Below are 21,070 nucleotides of genomic sequence, written 5' to 3' on the forward strand. Positions count from 1 at the left end.
CGCTCCGACCGATCAGGGAGAGGCCGCCATGCGCGCCCAAGGTACTCCACAGTGGACCGCTACCGACGACCACGGTCGCGTGCTCGCCATCGAGGTCGCGGGAACGGAAGTGCTGGTCACCCAGGAGCCACCCGGGGTGGCCTGGCGGACCAGGGACGAGACGAAAGTCCAAGACCTGCGCCGCAAACTCGGCTTCGCCCTGACCCAGCGGACTCCGCCACCGGAGCGACAGCCGTGAACGACAGCACGGACAGACACGCGTGATGACCACCCTCATGGACGCGCTCATCGGCGCGAGCGTCGGACTGCTCCTCGGCAGTCTGGCCCTCCACATTGGACGGTATCGGCAGCGGCGGCGACTGGAGCGGATCGTCCGCGCGGTGATGCTGCTCCACCCCACCGAAAACCACCGCACAGATTGGACCCCCGGCAATGCCCTTCCCAGCCGCGTTCGCGGGCACATTCGAGGTCACGCACGGAGTGATCGGCTACAGCGTCGATGAGGAAACCCTCGAACTCGAACTCGGGCAGTTCGGCAAATGCGCGTCCCTGAACCTCAGGCTGTCCGCCGAAGCCGCCATCACCCTGTCGACGGTGCTGCGGGAGATGATTCCCCCACTGCTCGACAACGTCATCCTGGTCAACCAGGGCAAGCTCAACGACCTCCCGCCCCGCGTCGACTACGAGGCGACCATCGGTCAGCCCGCGGCACACAGCGCCCACTGCGGGGAACCCGCCCACCAGCCCTGAAGCCAGGCCCATCCCGCGCACTGGGCGGAACAGCCGACCCGCCCAGTGCCGCACACCATCGAGCAGGCGAAATCAGGGCTGAGCAGTCAGATATCCGCCCATATGGGTGAAGTACTCCCCAGCGGACAGCTCAACCCCGTCCTCCGTCCGCACCTTCACCACCAGCAGACCGTGATTGCGCCCCCGCCGAGCGTCCGCCCCGGCCACGATCGCCACCCCATCGCCTTCCCGGTAGAAGATCCGCCCGGGCGTCCCCCCGTACCGAGCCTCCGACACCCGCGCCTCGATGATTTCCAGGCGCCGCCCCCGATGGAAGGTGAAAGCGCTCGGGTACGGCGCGCACTGGGCCCGCACCAACCGGTCCAGTTCCTCGGCCGACCAGTTCCAGTCGATCCGCAGGTCCTCTTCGGCCCGCTTGTGAAAGAAGCTCGCCTTGGACCGGTCCTGCTTCACGAAGTCCGTGCGGCCGGACGCGATCTCGGCGAGGCCGTCGACCGTGATCGGTCCGAACAGTTCCAGCGTCTTGGCGAACAGGTCGGCGGTCGTGTCCCGGGGTCCCACCGGGACAGCCCGTTGCAGGACGATGTCGCCCGCGTCCAACGTCTCGTCCATCATGTGCGCGGTGACGCCGACCTCCTTCTCGTCGTTGATCAATGCCCAGATCAGCGGCGAGAAGCCCGCGTAGGCGGGCAGCAGGGAGTCGTGCACGTTGAGGGTCCCGTAGCGGGGCAGGGTGAAGATGCGGGGCGGAATCCACGTGCGCCAGTTGGTCGCCACGATGACGTCCGGGGACAGCTCCTTGAGGACGGTCACCAGTTCCTCGTCGTCGGGCCGCTCCCGGATGATGACCGGGACCCCGTGTTCGGCGGCCAGGTCGGCGACGGAGTCGCTCCACACCTTCTCGTACGCGCCTTCGCCCGGGGGGTGGGTGACGACGGTGACCACCTCGTGCTCGGAGTCCAGCAGCGCCCGCAGGGTGCGGTGCCCCCAGGTCTGAAAGCCGAACATGACGACCCGCATGAACCCTCCCGGAAACTTCTAAACTAAGGCTTGCCTTTCTTAGGCTATCCTCACCCCGTGCTCGCCCCGACCCGGCCCGTGCAGGCCCGTCCCCGCCTCCTGTGGCTGATCGCCGCCATGGGGGTGCTTGTGCTGGTCACGCTGTTGTCGATCATGGTGGGCAACAAGCACATCCCGCTATGGGAAGTGCTGCGGCTGCTCGGCAGCGCGGAGTCCGGGGAGGACGCCGCGATCGTCAACGGGATGCGACTGTCCCGGACGCTGTTCGGGCTCGCCGTGGGTGTGTCGCTGGGGCTCGCGGGCGCGTTGATGCAGGGGCTGACCCGCAACCCGCTCGCCGACCCCGGCCTGCTCGGCGTCGGCGCGGGCGCCGCCCTCGGCGTCGTGTTGACCACCAGCGTGTTCGGGGTGACGGCGCTGTTCGGCTACATCTGGTTCGCCTTCGCGGGCGCGCTGGCCGCGACAGTCGTCGTCTACGTGCTGGGCAGCCTGGGGCGGGGCGGGGCCAATCCGGCGAAACTCGCGCTGGCCGGAGCCGCGGTGAGCGCGCTGTTGCAGTCGGTGATCAGCATGATCCTGCTGCTCGACTCCGCGACCCTGGACGACTACCGGTTCTGGGCGGTCGGGTCGCTCAACGTGCCGGATACCTCGACGTTGCTTCAGGTTCTGCCGTTCCTGGCGCTGGGCGTGCTCCTGGCCGCGGTCTCCGCGCCCGGGTTGAACATCCTGGCGCTCGGCGACGACGTCGCCCGCTCGCTCGGGCAGAACGTGGTGGCGATGCGCCTGCTGGGCGCGGTGGCGATCACGCTGCTCGCGGGCGGGGCGACCGCGGTGTGCGGGCCGATCGCGTTCCTGGGCCTGGTGGTGCCGCACATCGCCCGGCTGCTCACCGGCCCCGACCAGCGCTGGGTGCTGGCCTACTCCGCGGTCCTCGCGCCCGCCCTGCTGCTTGCCGCCGACGTGCTCGGCCGGGTCATCGCCGACCGGTCCGAAGTGCACGTCGGGATCGTCGTGGCCTTCCTGGGCGCGCCGTTCTTCATCGCCCTGGTCCGCCGACGGAAACTGCCGGAGTTGTGATGGCCGTGCTCACCTACCGGATCGGCGCGCGCGGGCCGTCCGGGGAGATTCGCCCTCGGGTGCTGGCCGTGTGCGCCGCGCTGGCCGTGGTCGCGTTCGCCGCGTTCTGCGTGGAACTGACCGTCGGCGACTATCCGATCGACGCGTTCGAGGCCGCGCGGGCGCTGTTCTGGTACGGCGACCCGACCGCGGTGGAGATCGTCTACGACCTGCGGCTGCCGCGCGCGCTGGTCGGGCTGCTCGCCGGGCTCGCGTTCGGCATGGCGGGCGCGCTGTTCCAGACCGTGGCGCGCAACCCGTTGGCCAGCCCGGAAATCATCGGGGTCACCGAAGGCGCGAGCACCGCGGCGGTCGCCGGGATCGTGCTCGGGTTCGGGGGGACGCTGGGCTCGTCGTCACTGGCGCTGCTCGGCGGGCTGGTCAGCGCGACCGCGATCTACCTGCTGGCCTGGCGGCAGGGCACCACCGGCTACCGGATCGTGCTCGTCGGCATCGGGGTCGCCGCGCTGTTCACCAGCACGACCAGCTACCTGCTGCAACGCGCCGACCTGTTTCAGGCGCAGCGCGCGGTGATCTGGCTGACCGGCAGCCTGAACCTGCGCGAGTGGCGGCACGTGACCCCGGTCGCGGTGGCGGTGCTGGTGCTGATCCCGTTGGCGCTGCTCATGTCCCGCTGGCTCGCCGCGCTGACGCTGGGCGACGACACCGCGCGCGGGCTCGGCGTCCCGGTGCAGAAGGCGCGGCTGGCGCTGATGCTCGGCGGCGTCGGGCTGGTCGCGTTCGCGACCGCTGCCGCTGGTCCCGTGGCGTTCGTGTCCCTGGTGGCTCCGCAGACCGCGCTGCGGCTGACCAGGCGGCCGACACCGCCGCCGCTGGCCTCGGCGCTGATGGGCGCGGTGATCGTGCTCGTCGGCGACCTGATCGCCCGCCCGTTCGGCCTGCCGGTCGGCGTCGTGACCGGCGCGGTCGGCGCGCCCTTCCTGCTGTGGCTGCTTGCCCGTGCCAACCGAGTTGGAGCCTGAATGACATCCGGACTGCGCGCCGAGAACCTGCGGCTGGCCTACGACAAGCGCGTCGTGATCGACGGGGTCGACCTGACCATCCCGTCCGGCAAGGTCACCGTGATCGTCGGCGCGAACGCGTGCGGCAAGTCGACCCTGCTGCGCGGCATGTCGCGGCTGCTCAGCCCGGACGAGGGCGCGGTTTACCTTGACGGGCAGTCGATCCACCGGATGCGAGCCCGGGATCTGGCCCGGCAGCTGGGAATCCTGCCGCAGTCGCCGGTCGCGCCGGAGGGCATGACCGTGCGGGAGCTGGTCGGGCGCGGGCGCAGTCCACACCAGACCTGGTGGCGGCAGTGGTCCCCGGACGACGGCGACGCGATCGGCCACGCGCTCGCCTCGACCGCGATGACCGACCTCGCCGACCGGCCGGTGGACGAGCTGTCCGGCGGGCAGCGGCAGCGCGCGTGGATCGCGATGGCGCTGGCCCAGGAAACCCCGTTCCTGCTGCTGGACGAGCCGACGACCTATTTGGATTTGGCGCACCAGATCGACGTCCTCGACCTGATCGCCGACCTCAATCTCACCGCGGCCCGAACCGTGGTGATGGTGTTGCACGACCTCAACCAGGCCAGCCGCTACGCCGACCACGTGGTGGCGATGAAGTCCGGCCGAGTCGTCGCCGAGGGCGACCCGGCCGAGGTGGTCACCGCCGAACTCGTCCACGACGTGTTCGGTCTGCGCTGCGAGGTGATCACAGACCCGCTCAGCGGCACCCCGCTGGTCGTCCCGTTCGGGCGCCACAAATGCCCGCCGACCGTTCCCGCTGACTCGGAAACCACCACGCATCTCCCCGAGAAACAGAGAGCAGACCGATGAACACCTTCCCCACCAGGCAAACCCGCCGCCGAAAGTTCCTGGCCGTCGCCACCGGCGTCGCGCTGGCCAGCGTCCTCGTCGCGTGCGGCGACGCGGCCCCCGGTTCCTCGACCGGCGGTTCGAGCACGGCCGCCGCGCCGTCTGGCCCGTGGGAGTTCACCGACGACCGCGGCAAGAAGGTCTCGCTGCCGCAGCGCCCGACCAAGATCGTCATGCAGGTCAACGCGGCGGCGACGCTGGTGGACTTCGGCGTCAAGCCGATCGGCGTGTTCGGCCCGCAGAAGACCACCGACGGCAAGCCCGCCCCGCAGGCAGGCGACCTCGATCCGAACACCCCGTCGGTGGGCAGCGAGTTCGGCGAGTTCAACATCGAGAAGTACACCGCGCTCAAGCCGGAGCTGCTGATCACGATCATGTACGGCGAGGCCCTCTGGTACATCCCGGAGGAGTCCGCGACGGCGATCGAGGAGAAGGCGCCGATGGTCGCCATCCAGCTCGGCGGCGTGTCCGCGGCCGAGGGCATCGCGAAGTTCGCGAAGCTCGCCGAATCCCTTGGCGCCGACCTGAACTCGGCCGACCTGGCCAAGGCGAAGCAGGAGTTCGAGAGCGCGGGCGAGGCGCTCAAGGCGGCGACCGCGGCCAAGCCGGGCCTCAAGACCATGGTGGTGCAGGGTTCCAAGGACGCGCTGCTGGTGGCGAAGCCGAACTTCTTCAGCGACCTGAACTACTTCGGCAAGCAGGGCCTGGACATGGTGACCCCGACCGGCGGCGAGGCCCCGAGCTGGGAGGAGCTGAGCTGGGAGCAGGTCTCGCGCTACCCGGCCGACCTGATCCTCAACGACTCGCGCGACTTCACCCTGCCGCAGGCGGAGATGGCCAAGATCCCGACCTGGGCGCAGCTGCCCGCGGTCAAGGCCGGTCAGCTCGGCCTGTGGCACCCGGAGACGCCGATGTCGTACCAGAAGCTCACCCCGATCATCCGCGAGCTGACGAGCGTGGTCGAGAAGGCGCGCACGGATGTCGTTTCCTGACGACTTCGCCACGAAGTACCGCGACCGCGGCTACTGGACGGGAACGCTCCTCGGCGACACGCCGGGGGGCGGCCCCGACCGGACCGCCCTGGTCCAGGGGACCACGCGGCTGACCTACGCCGAACTGCGCGCGCGGGCCGACCGGATGGCCGCCGGTCTGCGCGCGTTCGGCGTCGCCCCGGGCGACAACGTGGTGGTGCACCTGCCGAACACGGTCGAGTTCGTGGTGCTGTCGCTGGCGTTGTTCCGCCTCGGCGCGCGCCCGGTGTACGCGCTTCCGGCGCACCGGCGCAGCGAAATCACCTATCTGTGCGCGCACAGCGACGCCGTCGCGTACGTCATTCCGGACACCCACGCCGGGTTCGATTACCGTGACCTGGCAACGGAAGTGCTCGCGGAGGTCCCCGGGCCGCGCGTGCTCGTCGCGGGCGACCCCGGCCCGTTCACCGCACTGTCCGATGTGGACGCTGAGCCGATTCCGCTGCCCGCGCCCGATCCGTCGTCGGTGGCGCTGTTCCTGCTGTCCGGCGGGACGACCGGCCTGCCGAAGCTGATCCCGCGCACGCACGACGACTACGCCTACAACCTGCGCGCCAGCGCGGAAGTCACCGGCCTCGACCAGGACACCGTGTACCTGGCGGCGCTCCCGATCGCGCACAACTTCGCCCTGGCCTGCCCCGGCATCCTGGGCACGCTGCACGCGGGCGGCACGGTGGTGCTGGCGCCGAGCCCGAGCCCGCCGGACGCCTTCCCGCTGATCGAGCGGGAACGGGTGACGGTGACCGCGCTGGTGCCGTCGCTGACGCTGCTGTGGCTGGAGGCGGCGAAGTGGGCGGGCCGCGACCTGTCGAGCCTGCGGCTGTTGCAGGTCGGCGGAGCCAAGCTGAAAGAGGAGACCGCGCTGCGGGTCCGCCCGACGCTGGGCTGCGACCTGCAGCAGGTGTTCGGCATGGCCGAGGGCCTGCTCTGCTACACCCGCCTGGACGACCCGGACGAGCTGGTCCACACCACCCAGGGCCGTCCACTGTGTCCAGACGACGAGATCCGGATCGTGGACGAGGACGGCGCGGACGTGGCGCCCGGCGAACTCGGCCAACTGCTGACCCGCGGCCCGTACACGCTGCGCGGCTACTACCGGGCCGACGAGCACAACGCCAAAGCCTTCACCCCGGACGGCTTCTACCTCACCGGGGACCTGGTGCGGCAGTTGCCTTCCGGGCACCTGGTGGTCGACGGCCGGGTCAAGGACACCATCAACCGGGGCGGGGAGAAGGTGTCGGCCGAGGAGGTCGAAAGCCACCTGCTGGCCCACCCCGCGGTGCACGACGCCGCCGTGGTCGCCGTGCCGGACGCGATGCTGGGCGAGCGGACCTGCGCCTGCGTCCTGCCGCACGGCGAGCCGCCCACCCTGGCCGAGCTGACCGCGTTCCTGCGCTCGCGCGGCCTGGCCGACTACAAGCTGCCCGACCGCCTCGAAGTGCTGAACGAGTTCCCCTACACGGCGGTCGGCAAGGTGAGCAAGAAGGCGCTGGCCGCCCGCCTCTGACAGGCTGGGCGGCATGAACGATCCGAAAACCAGTCTCCACAGGTATCTGCGGCAAGGCAGCGACGCCGTGCTCTGGAAGCTCGACGGGCTTTCGGAGTACGACGTCCGCCGCCCGCTCACGCCCACCGGCACCAATCTTCTGGGGCTGGTCAAGCATTTGGCGGGCTGCGAGGTGGGCTACTTCGGCGACACCTTCGGGCGGCCGTTCCCGGAGCGGCTGCCCTGGCTCGCCGACGACGCCGAGCCCAACATCGACATGTGGGCCGCCGCGGACGAGTCCCGCGAGGACATAGTCGGGCTCTACCAACGAGTCCAGGCTCATTCCGACGCCACGATCACCGCGCTGCCCCTCGACGCGCCCGGCCGCGTGCCGCACTGGCCCGACGACCGCGCCACGACGACCCTGCACCGCGTGCTCGTGCACATGATCGCCGAAACGCACCGGCACGCCGGGCACGCCGACATCGTGCGGGAACAGATCGACGGGGCCGCCGGGCTGCGGCCGGAAGTCGACAACCTCGCGCCCGGCGACCAGACCTGGTGGGCGGCTTACCGCGACCGCTTGGAAGCCGTGGCCCGGGAAGCCGCTTCCCGGACTCAGCCCCGGTAGGCGAGTTCGCGCGCGGCGCGGACCACGTGCGGGGCGACGCTGCCGAGCTTCTCGCAGGTCTCCTCGTACTCCCGCTCGGGAGTGGAGTCCGCGACGATGCCCGCGCCCGCGCGCAGCCACGTGCGGCCGTCCTTGCGGTAGATGGCGCGCAGCACCAGCGCGGCGTCGAGGGAACCGTCCTGGGCGACCATGAGGACCGCGCCCGCGTAGAGGTCGCGCGGGCGGTCCTCCAGGGCGGCGATGCGGTCGTAGGCGGGAAGTTTGGGGATGCCGGACGCGGTGACGGCGGGGAACAGGGCGGCCAGCGCGTCGAAGGCGTTGCGGCCGCCGGAAAGCGTGCCGTTGACCCGGGAGCCGAGGTGCTGGACGCTGCCGCGCTCCTTGACGGCCATGAACTCCTTGACCGTCACCGAACCCGGCTCGCACAGCGCCTCAAGCTCCTCGTAGGCCAGCTTGACCGACGCGGCGTGCTCGAAGACCTCCTTGGGGTCCGACACCAGGTCCAGCCGACGGTCCACATCGGACTCGCTGCCGTCCACATAGGCGCGGGTGCCCGCCAGCGGCTGGGTGGAGACCTCGCCGTCCGCGCTGACCTCGGTGACGGTCTCCGGGCTGAACCCGGCCGCCTGCCAGCCGCCGAGATCGAGCAGGAACGAGCGGGCCGGGGTGTTGCGGCGCCTGCCGAGAACGTAGGTGGAGACGAGGTCGACCTCGAACGGCACGTCGACCGCGCGGGAGAGGATCACCTTCTGCAGCTTGCCCTTGCCGATGTCGGAGACCGCTTTGGCAACGCTGTCCTGGTATGCGATCCGACTGCTGTCATCGAGGACGTCGACCGGCGTCGCCTCCCGCGCGGACACGTCCAGCGGGCAGCGCAGCAGATCACGGACCTCGGCGAGCCGGTGCTCATCGACGCTGCGGACGATCACCTCAGCCTCGCCGAGCCGGATCTCCGTGCGCGGAATGGCCATATGCAGCAACGGCTGCTCGCCACCGACCAGATCCGGCCGCCCCGCGAGCGCGTACGCCAACTCGAACCCGGCCCACCCGAAGGCGTGCCACCCCTCGACCCCGGCCCCCGCGAGCGCGTCGCGCACCTGCCGCAACGGCGTGTCGGTCCACGCCTCCGCGACGGCTCCGCCATCACTGACGGTGTGGATGGCGTCCCGGTTGAGGATCACCTCGACCAGCCGGTCCCCGGCGAACCACCACTCGCCCGCCCGCTCGTAGACGACGTGCCCGTCGAACACGTCCGCCTCCGCCAGGCGCCCCGCCAACGCCAACGGCTCGAACCGACCAGGGACTCTCAGTTCGTGATACCGGTGCACGCGCGCTCTCCCACTCAGTTTAGGTAAGGCTCGCCTAATCTAGCGGTATCGGCGCGGGACCGGAAGCCCGGCTTTACTGCGACTGTGGACACGCGCGTCAATCCGCCATCCGAAGTCGATCTATGCACAGCGCTGTCCCCAGGCTGGGGAGAACTCGATCTACTCGCCAGTCGGTGAAACGAAGCGCCGACCACGGCGATGCAGTGGGTGAACGGCCCCGGTGGACCCCCAGCTCCGGGGCCGTTCCCTTGCCGCCCAACGCCTCCGACGTCACGTGGCGCGGGCTTGGTCGGCCTAGTGCTCACCTGAAGGCGTTCAGCCGCATGCGGCACAGGCGAAGCCCTTCGGCCGCACACCGCACACCCGAAGACCGTTAGGCCGCAGGGGATTCGGCCGAACGGCCGCGGTCCGATCGAGCGCCCCGGCCTACGGCGCGGTCTCCTGCCGCACATGGTCGACGATGACGACGGTCACGTTGTCCCGCCCGCCCGCGTCGACAGCGGCCCGGACCAGGTGCTCGGCGGCGGCCTGCGGGTCGTCCACCGCCGCGAGGACCGCCGCGATGGCCGCCGAGTCCAGCTCGCCGGTCAACCCGTCCGAGCACAGCAGGAACCGGTCCCCCTCGGCGGGCGGGAACACCAGCAGGTCCGGCTCCGGCGTCACCCCCGCCCCCAACGCCCGGGTCACCACATTGCGCCGCACGTCGTCGGCGGCCTCGGCCTCGCTCAACTCCCCCGACGCGACCAACTCGGCCACCTCGGAGTGGTCGACGGTGAGCTGCGCCAACTCCCCGCCCGCGAACCGGTAAACCCGCGAGTCGCCCACGTTGAACACCACCCAGTGCGCCGACCCCGCGAAGTCGGCCAGGCACAACCCGGTGAGCGTCGTCCCCATCCCCGCCTGCGCCGGATTCCGCGCCGCCGCGTCGAGGATGTCCCGGTTGAGCCCCATGACATGCCGCCGCACGTCATCCGGCCGCACCGGCCCTCGCGCCCCCAGCGAAGCCAGCCCCGCCACCGCGAGCCCACTGGCCACATCCCCGGCCGCGTGCCCGCCCATCCCGTCGGCCACGGCGAAGACCGTCCCGGTCACCAGGTAGTTGTCCTCGTTGACCGCGCGCACCAACCCCACATCGGTAGCCGCCCCCACCCGCACGACCGGCTCCCCCATCACCACGCGCCCGTCCCCTCCACCAGCAGAGCCGCACCGCGGCGATCAACCACCATCGTCACACGCTTACCCGATCTTGCCCACCCGCAACCCCGGCGCAACAGTCGTCGCGGACGGCCCGACGCGTCGTTTCCTTCTCCGACACACAGTCGGCGAGTGCGCGAACTCGGCTTGTCCTGTGGGAGAACACTCAGGCCAGTGACGGCGACCAAGGGCAGCCGGGCGGCCAACGAGATCACTTCTCGGGCGAGACAGCGCTGAACTGGTACTGGAGCCGGTGAGGGGACTTGAACCCCTAACCTTTCGCTTACAAGGCGAGTGCTCTGCCAATTGAGCTACACCGGCACGGCGCCCGGGGGCCCCGGACCAATCCTAGGACGCGGCGGGGGCGCGGTTGCGGGGTGGGCCTTGATCCGCGACGGTCGGTAGGGAACCTGGCCGTACGTGGTGGAGGTGGTGGGCTTGTGGTTCGCCCGGCGCGGGCGTGGGGGGTGGCGGTCGTCCGGGGCGATAGGGCCCGCGACGGTGGCGGCTGGGCAGCCGGAGGCTGTGCAGGGGCCCGCGCTCCCGGAGGAGCGGACGGTGCACTTCGTGCTCGATCTGGCGTTGCGGATCGGGGAAGTGCAGATGTCGTCGGGGGCGGGGGCGGCGGATGTGACCGCGACGATCATCGCGGTGGCGGGGGCGTACGGGCTGCCGCACTGCGAGGTGGACGTCATCTTCACCTCGATCACCGTCGCCTGTAGTCGGGGGACCGACGAGCCGCCGATCACGTCGGTGCGGGTGGTGCGGTCGCGGAGTCTGGACTACACGCGGCTGGCCGGGGTCGAGAGCCTGGTTCGGCGGATCACCCACGGGCGGGTGGGGGTGGCCGACGCGCAGGCCGAGTTGGAGCGGATCACCTCGGCGCCGCACCCGTATCCGCGGTGGGTGGCGACGGCCGCGTGGGCGGGGATGGCTGCGGCGATCACGGTCCTGATCGGCGGCGAGCCGATGATGGCGGTGGCCGCGGGCGGCATCACCGCCCTGGTGGACCGCGTGGGCCGGTTGCTGAACAAGCGGGCGTTGCCGTTCTTCTACCAGCAGGTGGTGGGTGGGGCGCTGGCTACCGGCGGCGCGTTAGGGCTGGTGGTCAGTGGCCTCTTGCCCGCGCGGCCGACTGTCTTGGTCGCGGCGGCGTTGACGGTTCTGCTTTCCGGGTTGTCGGTGGTGTCGACGGTGCAGGACGCCATCACCGGGTACAACGTGACCGCCGCGGGCCGCACCATGGAAGTCTCGCTGATGACCGCGGGTCTCATCGCCGGGGTCGTGCTCGCGCTGCACATCTACGTCTCCCTGGGCATGCCGTACACGCCGCTGGCCGACCCGCTGCCGCCCAGCGCGCTGCGGCTCCCGGTCCAGACCTGCGCTGGAGCCGCGGCCGCTGGGCTGTTCGCGCTGGGCAGCTACGCCACGCCGCGGGCGCTGGTGGTGGCGTCGGTGGCAGGCGGGGTCGGCGCTGCGGCGTACGGGGCGCTGGTGCTGGCCGGGCTGGGGGCGATCGCGGCGTCGGCGGGGGCCGCGGTGCTGATCGGGTTCGCCGGTGGCGTGATCTCGCGGCGGCTGCGGATGCCGCCGCTGGTGGTGGCGGTGTCGGGGATGGTCCCCCTGCTGCCCGGGCTCCCCACTTACCGCGCGCTGTACGAGCTGGCCGTGCAGCGCAGCGCCAACGGGGTGCCGACCCTGATGCTCGCCGCCGCCATCGCGCTGGCGCTCGCCGCGGGCGTGGTGCTGGGCGAGTACCTGGCGCAGCCGGTGCGCAGCGGGCTGGGCAGGCTGGAGCGGCGGCTGTCCGGGCCGCGCATGTCGGGGCCGCTGCAACCCACCGAACGTAGACTTGAGTGAACCCCTTGCGGGAGTGACAGTTCCCACGCCAGGGTGCACCGGTCGCAGGACGCGGCGCCAGTGACGAATGACTAGCCTCGAACGGGGTACCCGACCTCGGTCCGACAGGAGGCACACCAGGCGTGAGCAGCGAAAACGCCCCCGGTAAGCACGGTGCGGAGTTCATCGTCGTCGCCAACCGGCTACCGGTCGACCTCGAACGCCTGCCCGACGGGACCCAGCGCTGGAAGCACAGCCCTGGTGGTCTGGTCAGCGCGTTGGCTCCGTTCCTGCGCAGCCACAGCGGCGCGTGGGTCGGCTGGCCCGGCGTGCCCGACGTCGACCTCGACGAGTTCACCGAGGACGGCCTGCGGCTGCACCCGGTGTCCCTCACCCAGGACGAGGTGCGCGACTACTACGAGGGCTTCTCCAACGCGACCCTCTGGCCGCTCTACCACGACGTCGTCGCCCCGCCGGTGTTCGACCGAGGCTGGTGGGACAGCTACGTCAAGGTGAACCACCGCTTCGCCGACGCGTGCGCGAAGGTCGCCGCCCCCGGCGCGACGGTGTGGATTCAGGACTACCAGCTCCAACTGGCCCCGGCGATCCTGCGTGAGCAGCGGCCCGACCTGCGGATCGGCTTCTTCCTGCACATCCCGTTCCCGCCGACCGAGCTGTTCATGCAGCTTCCCTGGCGCGCGGAGATCGTGCGCGGCCTGCTCGGCGCCGACCTGGTCGGCTTCCACCGGCCCGGCGGCGCGCAGAACTTCCTTTGGCTGGCGCGCAGGCTGCTCGGGCTGGAACCCACCCGGGGCGCGGTCGGCGTGCGCACCCGGCCCGGCGTCATCCAGCTCGGCGACCGGGCGGTGCGGGTTGGCGCGTTCCCCATCTCGATCGACTCGGCCGGGCTGGACGCGCTGGCCCGCAAACGCGAGACGATCGCGCGTACCCAGCAAATCCGGGAAGACCTGGGCAACCCCAAGAAAATCATCTTGGGCGTGGACCGGCTGGACTACACCAAGGGCATCGACGTGCGGCTCTACGCGCTGCAAGAGCTGCTCAGCGAGGGCCGGGTGGACCCGGAAGAGGTCACCATGGTGCAGCTCGCCACCCCCAGCCGGGAGCGGGTCGAGCACTACCAGCGGATGCGCGGCGAGATCGAGCAGGTCGTGAGCCGCATCAACGGCGAGTTCGGCCGGGTCGGGCGGCCGGTCGTGCACTACCTGCACCAGTCGGTCAACCGGGCGGAGCTGGCGGCGTTCTTCTCCGCGGCCGACGTCATGCTGGTGACCGCGGTCCGCGACGGCATGAACCTGGTCTGCAAGGAATACGTGGCCTGCCGCCACGACCTCGGCGGCACCCTGGTGCTGTCGGAGTTCGCGGGGGCCGCCGCGGAGCTGACAAGCGCTTTCCTGGTGAACCCGCATGACCTTGACGGAGTCAAGAACGCCATGCATGCGGCCCTCACGATCGATCCAGCAGAAGGCCGCCGTAGGATGCGCGCGCTGCGGCGACAAGTGCTGACCCACGACGTCGACCGGTGGGCTCGCTCATTCCTTGACGCACTGGACCCTGAGCACGCTCACTAGAGCAGTCAGCCCTGCCCCACCCACGCCAGAGTCCCAAGGAGAAGGCGTTGACCGCCGAGGCCCTCCCCGCAGACCTGCGCCGCGCCATCGTGCAGATCGCGCGAACACCGCGGTTGCTGGTCGCTTGCGACTACGACGGGACGCTAGCCCCGATCGTCGAAGACCCAGAAAACGCCCGCCCGCACACCGAGTCGGTGGGCGCTCTGCGCTCGCTGGCAGGTTTGCACGAGACGACGACGGCGGTGATCTCGGGTCGGGCTCTGCGCGACCTGGCCACCCTGTCGCGGCTGCCGTCGGAGGTGCATCTCGTCGGCAGCCACGGTTCGGAGTTCGACGTCGGCTTCGTGCACGCCCTCGACGCGCAGGCTCGGGAGCTGCACCGCCGGATCGAGGCCGAGCTGGAGAAGCTGATCGAGGGCGCCCCCGGGGTGCACCTCGAAGTCAAGCCAGCGAGCATCGCCGTGCACGTGCGGCGGGCCGAGACCGACGTCGCCGAAGCAGTGCTGGTCCGGGTGCGCTCCGGGCCGTGCACGTGGGAAGGCGTGCAGGTCACCGAGGGCAAGGCCGTCGTGGAACTGGCCGTCGTGCAGACCGACAAGGGCCACGCGCTCGACGTCCTGCGCCACCAGGTCGGCGCCACCGCGGCGATCTTCGTCGGCGACGACGTGACCGACGAGAAGGCGTTCGCCCGGCTGTCCGGCCCCGACCTGGGGGTCAAGGTGGGCGACGGCGAGACGCTGGCCGCCTACCACATCCCCGACCCGGTGTCGGTCGCGTTGATGCTGGCGTTCCTGCTCGAAGAGCGCCGCAACTGGCTCTATGGCGAACAGGCCCCGCCTATCGAGCGCCTGTCGATGCTGGCCAACGAGCGCTCGGTGGCGCTGGTCACCCCGGATGCCCGGCTGACCTGGCTGTGCCACCCGGAGCCGGACTCGGCCGCGGTGTTCGCCGACCTGCTCGGCGGCCCCACCGCTGGCCACTTCTCGATCTCGCCCGAGCGCGGCGGCCTGCCGCTGGGCCAGCGGTACCTGCCGGGCACCATGACCGTGGAGACCCGCTGGGCGGGCCTGCTGGTCACCGACTTCCTCGACCACGGCGCCGCCGCGCACCGCACCGACCTGACCCGGATCGTGTCCGGCACCTCGGCCGCGGTCGTGGAGTTCGCCCCGCGCCCGGAGTTCGGGCAGGTGCAGGTGCGGCTGGAGGCCACCGAGGACGGGCTGCGGGTGCTGGGCACCTCCGACCCGATCGCGCTGCGCGCCCCCGGCGTGCGGTGGGAGATCACCTCCGACGGCATGTTCGACTCCGCCCGCGCCGTGGTCCAGCCGACCGCCGACGAGCCGGTGGTGTTCGAGCTGCGCTGCGGCACCAACGACCTCGACCCGGCCGCCGAGCCCGAGGCCGACCGCAAGGCACGGGCCGGGTCGTACTGGTCGGAGTGGCTGGACACGCTGGTGCTGCCGCCGGTGGAGAAGGACCTGGTCGCCCGCTCCGCGCTGGTGCTGCGCGGGCTGTGCCACAGCGAGACCGGCGCGATCATGGCCGCGGCCACCACGTCGCTGCCGGAGGAGATCGGCGGCATCCGCAACTGGGACTACCGGTACTGCTGGCTGCGCGACGCGTCGATGACGGCGAAGGCGCTGGTGTCGCTGGGGTCCACGGCCGAGGCGGAGGCGTTCCTGCGCTGGGTGCACGGGGTGCTGGCGACCGTCCCCGGCCCGGAGCGGCTGCACCCGCTGTACACGATCGCGGGCACCACGCTCGGCCCGGAGGCGGTCATCGACACCCTCCCCGGCTACGCGGGCTCCCGCCCGGTGCGGGTCGGCAACCTCGCCAACCAGCAGGTCCAACTCGACGTGTTCGGCCCGGTCGTCGACCTCGTCGCGGCCCTGTCCGAGGCCAAGGGCGGCCTGTCCGACGACGACTGGCGGATGGTGTGCGCCATGTCCGAGGCGGTCACCCGGCGCTGGCACGAGCCCGACCACGGCATCTGGGAGGAGCGGCACCGCCCGCGCCACCACGTGTACTCCAAGGTCATGTGCTGGCTGACGATCGACCGGGCGATCAAGCTCGCGGAGACCTACGGCCGCGAGATCGAGCCCGGCTGGGTCCCGCTGCGCGACCAGATCGCCGAGGACGTGCTGACCAACGGCTGGAACGACGAGATCAAGTCGTTCACCACCGCCTACGACGGCACCGACCTGGACGCGGCGACCCTGCTGATCGGCATGGTCGGCCTCATCGACCCCACCGACGAGCGGTTCCAGAGCACGGTCACCGCGACCGAGGCGGAACTGCGCAGCGGCTCCACGGTCTACCGCTACCACCGCGACGACGGCCTCCCCGGCGACGAGGGCGGCTTCCACCTCTGCGCGGCCTGGATGATCGAGGCCTACCTGCTCACCGGCAGGCGCACCGAAGCGGAAGACCTGTTCGCCCAGATCGTCGACGCGGCGGGCCCCACCGGCCTGCTGCCCGAGGAGTACGACCCGATCGCGGAACGCTCGCTGGGCAACCACCCGCAGGCGTACTCGCACCTGGGCCTGATCCGCTGCGCCCAACTGCTGTCCGCGTAACCGGATAACCACTCAAGAGCGTGCCGACCGCCGGGGCGGTCGGCACGCTCTTATGCGTACTGCCTCTACCGCGATCGGTAATACCGACAACACTTTCCGCGACCGGGCCACGCCACCCGCCGCCGCGCGCCATGATCCGGCCATGCCCACTCGCGCCCGCGCCGCCCTGCTCTGCCTCGCCGCCCTGACGCTCACCGCGTGCTCCAACCAGCCACCTGTCTCTCCGCCCGTCGCGGATTCCGGTCCGCGGACGAACACTTCGCCAACGACGAGCGAAGACCGGATGCACGGCGCACCCCGGGTCGCCGATCCGCTCGACGTCGGGCGGTTTATCGATGCCCCGTGCTCGGTGCTCACCGCCGAGCAAGAGGCCGGCCTGGGTGTGGGCAACGGAGAGATGGAACCCGCCATCGGGTGCGTGTGGAACCACAAGGACGACGGCGCGTTCCGACTGTCCTTCCGGAAGTCCGGGCTGTCCCGGTACTACCAGAGCCGAGACAAGGGCAACCAGGAGATCTTCGAGCCGACCACGGTCGGCGACTATCCCGCGGTGGTCCACGGCGAGCCGGGCTACGAGGCCAATGGCATTTGCTCCCTCGCTGTCGGTGTCTCCGACACTGTCAGCTTCACCGTCCAACAGGCCACGGCAAGCGACCCCAAGGCGTGTGACGACGCCAAGAAGTTGGCCGCCCTCGCCATCGAAACGATCAAGAACGGGCGCTGAGGCCCGAATGTCCGGTTCAGCCTCGAACACGCTGCGCTATCCCCTACCGTGTGAGCCGCTGAGTCACCGTGTCGTAGGGGGTCTGGAGTGGATGGGCTCGTCGTCGTCCTGATCGTGGTGGTCGCCGTCGCGGTCGGGGCGCTGGTGACCGCCGTGGTGTTGCGGAACAAGAACAAGGTTTCACCTAAGCAGGCGCCGGTAGACCCGTTCGCCGACAACGACCATCACGCCGTCTATGGAGACCCGCGCGCTCTCAAAGCGGGTGATCTGGTTGAGCTGCGCGGGGAATCGTACGCCGTGCGGGGAAGTCTGCGGCTCGACGAGGGCGGGTGGACGTGGTCGGAGCACCTGCTGGAGAAGGCGGACGGCGAGCGGGTGTGGCTGTCGGTCGAGGAGGACCCCGATCTGGTGCTGGTCGCCTGGACTGAGCAGTCGGAAGACTTGGAGCCAGGCCCGAAGTCCCTGTCTTACCAGGGAAAGCAGTACCGGTCGGACGAGTCCGGTAGGGCTGTCTACCGCAGTGAGGCGACGACCGGGCTGACCGCCGAGGGCACTGTCCGCTACCACGACTACGAGTCCGGTGACGGCACGCTGCTGTCCTTCGAGGCCTACGGCGACGCGGGCTGGGAGGTCTCCACCGGCGTCTCGCTGTCCACTTACGACGTCCGCATCTACCCGGCGAGCACCGAATGAGCACCCCGGAACAGCCCAAGCCGGAAGAACCCAAGCCGGAGATCGTCCCGGCGCACAAGAAGCCCCGGTTCTGGTTCTGGACGGCGGGGATCTTCGGCGTGATCGCCGCTGTCGTGGCCATCGCCATGATCGCCCGGGGCACGTCCGTGCGCGGCTACGTCGAGCGGACCTACACCAGGGCCGCGTCGATGGACGTCGGCGAGGAGCGCGCCTACACGAGCAAGAACGCGCCGAGCGCGGTGTCGGCGAACATCGTGGGGCAGTGGAAGCCGGTGTCGCAGTACGCCGACGCGTCCGGGATCTACCTGCGCTACAACGACGACATGGTCCTCATCCGTCCACAAGGGACCGGCAGCGTGATCCGGGTGGACGACATCGACCGCGCCTACCGTTCGCACCACTCGTCGGTGGGCGGCCACTGGGGCTGGACGTCCGGGCACGGTGAGTCGTTCCGCGGCCGGGGACCGGGGGCGGGCAAGTGAAGAAGGGCGTCATCTGGACCCTGGTGATCGCGGTGTTCGTCGTGCTCATCGGCATCGACAACGACTGGTTCACCGCTTCGGACAACGACACCACCGTCGAGTCGATCTCGGCGGTGGACAGCGCGGACTTGGCGAAGCGGCTCGCGGCGGCCGAGGCGGCGCACGGCATCTGCTACGGCTGGGAGTTGCACAAGGGCACCAGCACGACTGGGAAGCCGCTGACCGAGGGGTCGAGCCGGGGCGCGGGCGTCAACGCCGAGACCTGCGAGCGGTACATGATCCTGCGCGGCTCGGTCGACTACACCTCCGCTGACAGCGTGTCGGAAGACAGCGCTTACCTGTACGTGGACAGTTCTACCGATCTGCGGTCCAACCGGCCGACCACGGCCGACCTGGACCGGATGGGCGTGTCGACGGCGTCGATGCTCAACGAGCCCGCGGCCACCACCGGGTACGGCGCGCTGGCGCTGCCGCTGCTGCTGGCCGAGAAGGGCGTCGTGGCCCCGCTGCCAGAGCCGACCGCCGCCGCCGCGCCCGCGACCCCGATCGGGCGGCCGGGGTCGGACTTCACCAGCAACCGGCAGACCGCGCTCGCCTTCGTCGCCGCCTTCGGCTCAATCGCCCTGATCGGCGTCGTCATCGGTTTCCTCATCAGCCGCAAGCGCGGGCAAGAAAGGTAGACACCGTGTCCGACCTGCTCAACGGACTCATCGGCACGCTCGCCTACGGCGCGGTCGGCTTGGTCCTGATGGCTCTCGGCTTCGTCCTGGTCGACGTCGCCACCCCCGGCAAGCTGCGCGACCTGATCTGGGTCGAGCACAACCGCAACGCCGCGGTGCTGCTGTGCTCGGGGCTGTTCGGCATCGGCGTCATCCTGACCACGGCGATCGTCATCAGCGACGACAACCTCGCCGTGGGCCTGGTGAACACCGGCATCTACGGCATCCTCGGGCTCGCGCTGATGAGCCTGTCGTTCGTGGTGATCGACGCGGCCACGCCCGGCAAGCTCGGCGAGGTCCTGGCCACCACCGAGCGGCACCCCGGGGTGTGGGTCTCGGCGACCGCGCACGTGGTGGTCAGCGTGATCATCGCGGCGGCGATCTCCTGACTGTCACCGAGGTGCCGCGCAGGCGGGCGGCGCGCGTCGCGCTGCTCGCCACGGTGTTCGTGTGCGCCGCCTGCGGGCTGGTCTACGAGCTAGCCCTGGTCGCGCTGGGCAGCTATCTGATCGGCGACACGGTCGGGCAGGCGTCGATCGTGGTGTCGCTGATGGTGTTCGCGATGGGCATGGGCGCCCTCGCGGCGAAGCCGTTGCAGCGTCGGGCGGCGGTGTCGTTCGCCGCCGTCGAACTGGTGCTGGCGCTGCTGGGTGGGTTGAGCGTGCTGCTGCTGTACGCGGCGTTCGCGTGGCTGAGCCTGTACACGCCCGCGCTGATCGTGATGGCGCTGGTGCTGGGCGCGCTGATCGGCGCGGAGATCCCGCTGCTGATGGTGCTGTTGCAGCGCATCCGCCGCCAGGACGCGGGGTCGGCGGTGGCCGACCTGTTCGCCGCGGACTACGTGGGCGCGCTGCTGGGCGGGCTGGCGTTCCCGTTCGTGCTGCTGCCGGTGTTCGGGCAGATCGAGGGCGCGCTGGTGGTCGGCATCGTCAACGCGCTGGCCGGGCTCGGATTGGTGCTGACCGTGTTCCGCGCGGAGCTGGGGCGCCGGACGAAGGCGGCGCTGATCCTGGCGGCGGTGGCGGTGGGCGGGGTTCTTACCGGCGCTTACCTGTTGGCCGAGGACTTCGAGGTGACGGCCCGTCAGGCGCTCTACGCGGACCCGGTAGTGCACGCCGAGCGCACCCCTTACCAGGACATCGTGGTGACCGAGGCGGTGTCGCTCACCGGGAACCGGGATGTGCGGCTGTTCCTCAACGGCGACCTCCAGTTCAGCTCGGTGGACGAGTACCGCTACCACGAGGCCATGGTCCACCCGGCGATGGCCGGGCCGAAGCGGGACAACGTCCTGGTGCTCGGCGGCGGCGACGGCCTGGCGCTGCGCGAGGTGCTGCGCTATCCGGATGTCAAGAGCGTGACCCTGGTCGAGCTGGACCCGGCCGTGGTCGCCCTGGCCCGCGCCGATCCCCGGCTGTCCGAGCTGAACCGGCACGCGTTCGACGACCCCCGGGTGGCGGTCCGGACCGAGGACGCCTTCGGCTGGCTGCGGTCCAACACCGACCGGTACGACGTGGTGCTGGTCGACATGCCCGACGCGGACTCCACGGCCACCGCGAAGCTGTACTCGGTGGAGTTCTACGGCCTGGTCGACCGGGCCATGGCCGACCACGGCCGGATGGTCGTGCAGGCGGGCTCGCCGTTCTTCGCGCCGAAGGCGTTCTGGTGCGTGGAGACGACTCTGCGCGCGGCGGGCGTGCACAGCGTGGCTTACCAGGTCTCGGTCCCCGCGTTCGGCGAGTGGGGGTTCCACCTCGGCGCGCGCGGCGGCGCCCCGGCGCTCACGCTGCCAGCCGGGATGCCGCTGCGCTCACTCGACCAGGCGAGCCTGACCGTGGCGGCCACGTTCCCCCCGGACCGCCGCAGGCCCGCCGACCTGCCCGCGTCGACCCTGATGAACCCGGTGATCCTCGGCTTCGCCAGCGAAGAGTGGACCAACTACTGATTGCCAAGCATTCACCCAGCGTTCACCTCACGATCGGGTGACGAGCGCGTCCAAGGCAGCGTTCGGCGGT

The 21,070-nt window shown here is 70.6% G+C and carries 20 protein-coding genes and 1 tRNA gene; 17 read left to right on the forward strand and 4 right to left on the reverse strand.

Annotated elements, in window-relative coordinates:
• Nucleotides 1–28: 28 nt before the first annotated feature.
• Together ACZ6SD_RS05860 and ACZ6SD_RS05865 are read left to right on the forward strand one after the other, a co-directional pair.
• Complete coding sequence (locus ACZ6SD_RS05860; protein WP_465315767.1) at nt 29–238, forward strand: hypothetical protein; 210 nt, start codon at nt 29–31, stop codon at nt 236–238.
• 194 nt (nt 239–432) lie between these two features.
• Entirely contained in the window at nt 433–750 is a 318-nt protein-coding gene (locus ACZ6SD_RS05865; protein WP_465315768.1) for a hypothetical protein, read from the forward strand.
• Nucleotides 751–822: 72 nt separating this feature from the next.
• Here ACZ6SD_RS05865 and ACZ6SD_RS05870 read toward each other — a convergent pair whose 3' ends face one another.
• Nucleotides 823–1,770 carry a methionyl-tRNA formyltransferase gene (locus ACZ6SD_RS05870; RefSeq protein WP_465315769.1) on the reverse strand — a complete coding sequence of 316 codons (948 nt, stop codon included), beginning with the start codon at nt 1,768–1,770 and terminating at the stop codon, nt 823–825.
• A 57-nt stretch (nt 1,771–1,827) separates the two neighbouring features.
• Here ACZ6SD_RS05870 and ACZ6SD_RS05875 point away from each other — a divergent pair, with 57 nt between their 5' ends.
• The 6 genes from ACZ6SD_RS05875 to ACZ6SD_RS05900 are packed head-to-tail and all read left to right on the forward strand — an operon-like array spanning nt 1,828 to nt 7,914.
• Nucleotides 1,828–2,847, forward strand: a complete 1,020-nt coding sequence (locus ACZ6SD_RS05875; protein WP_465315770.1) for a FecCD family ABC transporter permease — start codon at nt 1,828–1,830, stop codon at nt 2,845–2,847.
• Nucleotides 2,847–3,869 carry a FecCD family ABC transporter permease gene (locus tag ACZ6SD_RS05880; RefSeq protein WP_465315771.1) on the forward strand — a complete coding sequence of 341 codons (1,023 nt, stop codon included), beginning with the start codon at nt 2,847–2,849 and terminating at the stop codon, nt 3,867–3,869. Before ACZ6SD_RS05875 ends, ACZ6SD_RS05880 begins: the two co-directional genes overlap by 1 nt.
• Nucleotides 3,870–4,727 carry an ABC transporter ATP-binding protein gene (locus ACZ6SD_RS05885; protein ID WP_465315772.1) on the forward strand — a complete coding sequence of 286 codons (858 nt, stop codon included), beginning with the start codon at nt 3,870–3,872 and terminating at the stop codon, nt 4,725–4,727.
• Nucleotides 4,724–5,758: an ABC transporter substrate-binding protein gene (locus tag ACZ6SD_RS05890; RefSeq protein WP_465315773.1), complete on the forward strand. Its 1,035-nt coding sequence runs from the start codon at nt 4,724–4,726 to the stop codon at nt 5,756–5,758. Before ACZ6SD_RS05885 ends, ACZ6SD_RS05890 begins: the two co-directional genes overlap by 4 nt.
• Nucleotides 5,745–7,304, forward strand: coding sequence for a (2,3-dihydroxybenzoyl)adenylate synthase (locus ACZ6SD_RS05895; RefSeq protein ID WP_465315774.1), 1,560 nt, complete (start codon nt 5,745–5,747; stop codon nt 7,302–7,304). Before ACZ6SD_RS05890 ends, ACZ6SD_RS05895 begins: the two co-directional genes overlap by 14 nt.
• Nucleotides 7,305–7,317: 13 nt before the next feature.
• Nucleotides 7,318–7,914, forward strand: a complete 597-nt coding sequence (locus ACZ6SD_RS05900) for a DinB family protein (protein WP_465315775.1) — start codon at nt 7,318–7,320, stop codon at nt 7,912–7,914.
• Here ACZ6SD_RS05900 and ACZ6SD_RS05905 read toward each other — a convergent pair.
• From ACZ6SD_RS05905 to ACZ6SD_RS05915, 3 genes are all read right to left on the reverse strand, one after another.
• The gene (locus tag ACZ6SD_RS05905; protein ID WP_465315776.1) at nt 7,902–9,242 is read right to left on the reverse strand and encodes a salicylate synthase; all 1,341 of its coding nucleotides are present in this window, start codon (nt 9,240–9,242) and stop codon (nt 7,902–7,904) included. The genes ACZ6SD_RS05900 and ACZ6SD_RS05905 overlap by 13 nt on opposite strands.
• A gap of 426 nt (nt 9,243–9,668) precedes the next feature.
• Nucleotides 9,669–10,412: a PP2C family protein-serine/threonine phosphatase gene (locus tag ACZ6SD_RS05910; RefSeq protein ID WP_465315777.1), complete on the reverse strand. Its 744-nt coding sequence runs from the start codon at nt 10,410–10,412 to the stop codon at nt 9,669–9,671.
• A 269-nt stretch (nt 10,413–10,681) separates the two neighbouring features.
• Nucleotides 10,682–10,757: transfer RNA gene (locus tag ACZ6SD_RS05915), tRNA-Thr, on the reverse strand.
• Nucleotides 10,758–10,922: 165 nt separating this feature from the next.
• Here ACZ6SD_RS05915 and ACZ6SD_RS05920 point away from each other — a divergent pair.
• From ACZ6SD_RS05920 to ACZ6SD_RS05960, 9 genes are all read left to right on the forward strand, one after another.
• Nucleotides 10,923–12,296, forward strand: coding sequence for a threonine/serine exporter family protein (locus ACZ6SD_RS05920; RefSeq protein ID WP_465315890.1), 1,374 nt, complete (start codon nt 10,923–10,925; stop codon nt 12,294–12,296).
• Nucleotides 12,297–12,418: 122 nt separating this feature from the next.
• Nucleotides 12,419–13,864, forward strand: a complete 1,446-nt coding sequence (locus ACZ6SD_RS05925; RefSeq protein ID WP_465315778.1) for an alpha,alpha-trehalose-phosphate synthase (UDP-forming) — start codon at nt 12,419–12,421, stop codon at nt 13,862–13,864.
• A 47-nt stretch (nt 13,865–13,911) separates the two neighbouring features.
• Nucleotides 13,912–16,440: a trehalose-phosphatase gene (gene otsB / locus ACZ6SD_RS05930; RefSeq protein WP_465315779.1), complete on the forward strand. Its 2,529-nt coding sequence runs from the start codon at nt 13,912–13,914 to the stop codon at nt 16,438–16,440.
• Nucleotides 16,441–16,582: 142 nt separating this feature from the next.
• Complete coding sequence (locus tag ACZ6SD_RS05935; protein WP_465315780.1) at nt 16,583–17,164, forward strand: DUF3558 domain-containing protein; 582 nt, start codon at nt 16,583–16,585, stop codon at nt 17,162–17,164.
• An 87-nt stretch (nt 17,165–17,251) separates the two neighbouring features.
• Nucleotides 17,252–17,857, forward strand: coding sequence for a DUF4178 domain-containing protein (locus ACZ6SD_RS05940; protein ID WP_465315781.1), 606 nt, complete (start codon nt 17,252–17,254; stop codon nt 17,855–17,857).
• Entirely contained in the window at nt 17,854–18,339 is a 486-nt protein-coding gene (locus ACZ6SD_RS05945) for a DUF4247 domain-containing protein (protein WP_465315782.1), read from the forward strand. The genes ACZ6SD_RS05940 and ACZ6SD_RS05945 overlap by 4 nt, the downstream gene beginning before the upstream one ends.
• Nucleotides 18,336–19,019: a hypothetical protein gene (locus tag ACZ6SD_RS05950; protein WP_465315783.1), complete on the forward strand. Its 684-nt coding sequence runs from the start codon at nt 18,336–18,338 to the stop codon at nt 19,017–19,019. The genes ACZ6SD_RS05945 and ACZ6SD_RS05950 overlap by 4 nt, the downstream gene beginning before the upstream one ends.
• A gap of 5 nt (nt 19,020–19,024) precedes the next feature.
• Nucleotides 19,025–19,447 (forward strand): DUF350 domain-containing protein, encoded by a 423-nt coding sequence (locus tag ACZ6SD_RS05955; RefSeq protein ID WP_091457499.1) that lies wholly within the window; start codon nt 19,025–19,027, stop codon nt 19,445–19,447.
• An 11-nt stretch (nt 19,448–19,458) separates the two neighbouring features.
• Nucleotides 19,459–21,000: a polyamine aminopropyltransferase gene (locus ACZ6SD_RS05960; protein ID WP_465315784.1), complete on the forward strand. Its 1,542-nt coding sequence runs from the start codon at nt 19,459–19,461 to the stop codon at nt 20,998–21,000.
• The last annotated feature ends 70 nt before the right edge of the window (nt 21,001–21,070 follow it).

This window comes from Actinokineospora sp. NPDC051303, from assembly GCF_055586285.1.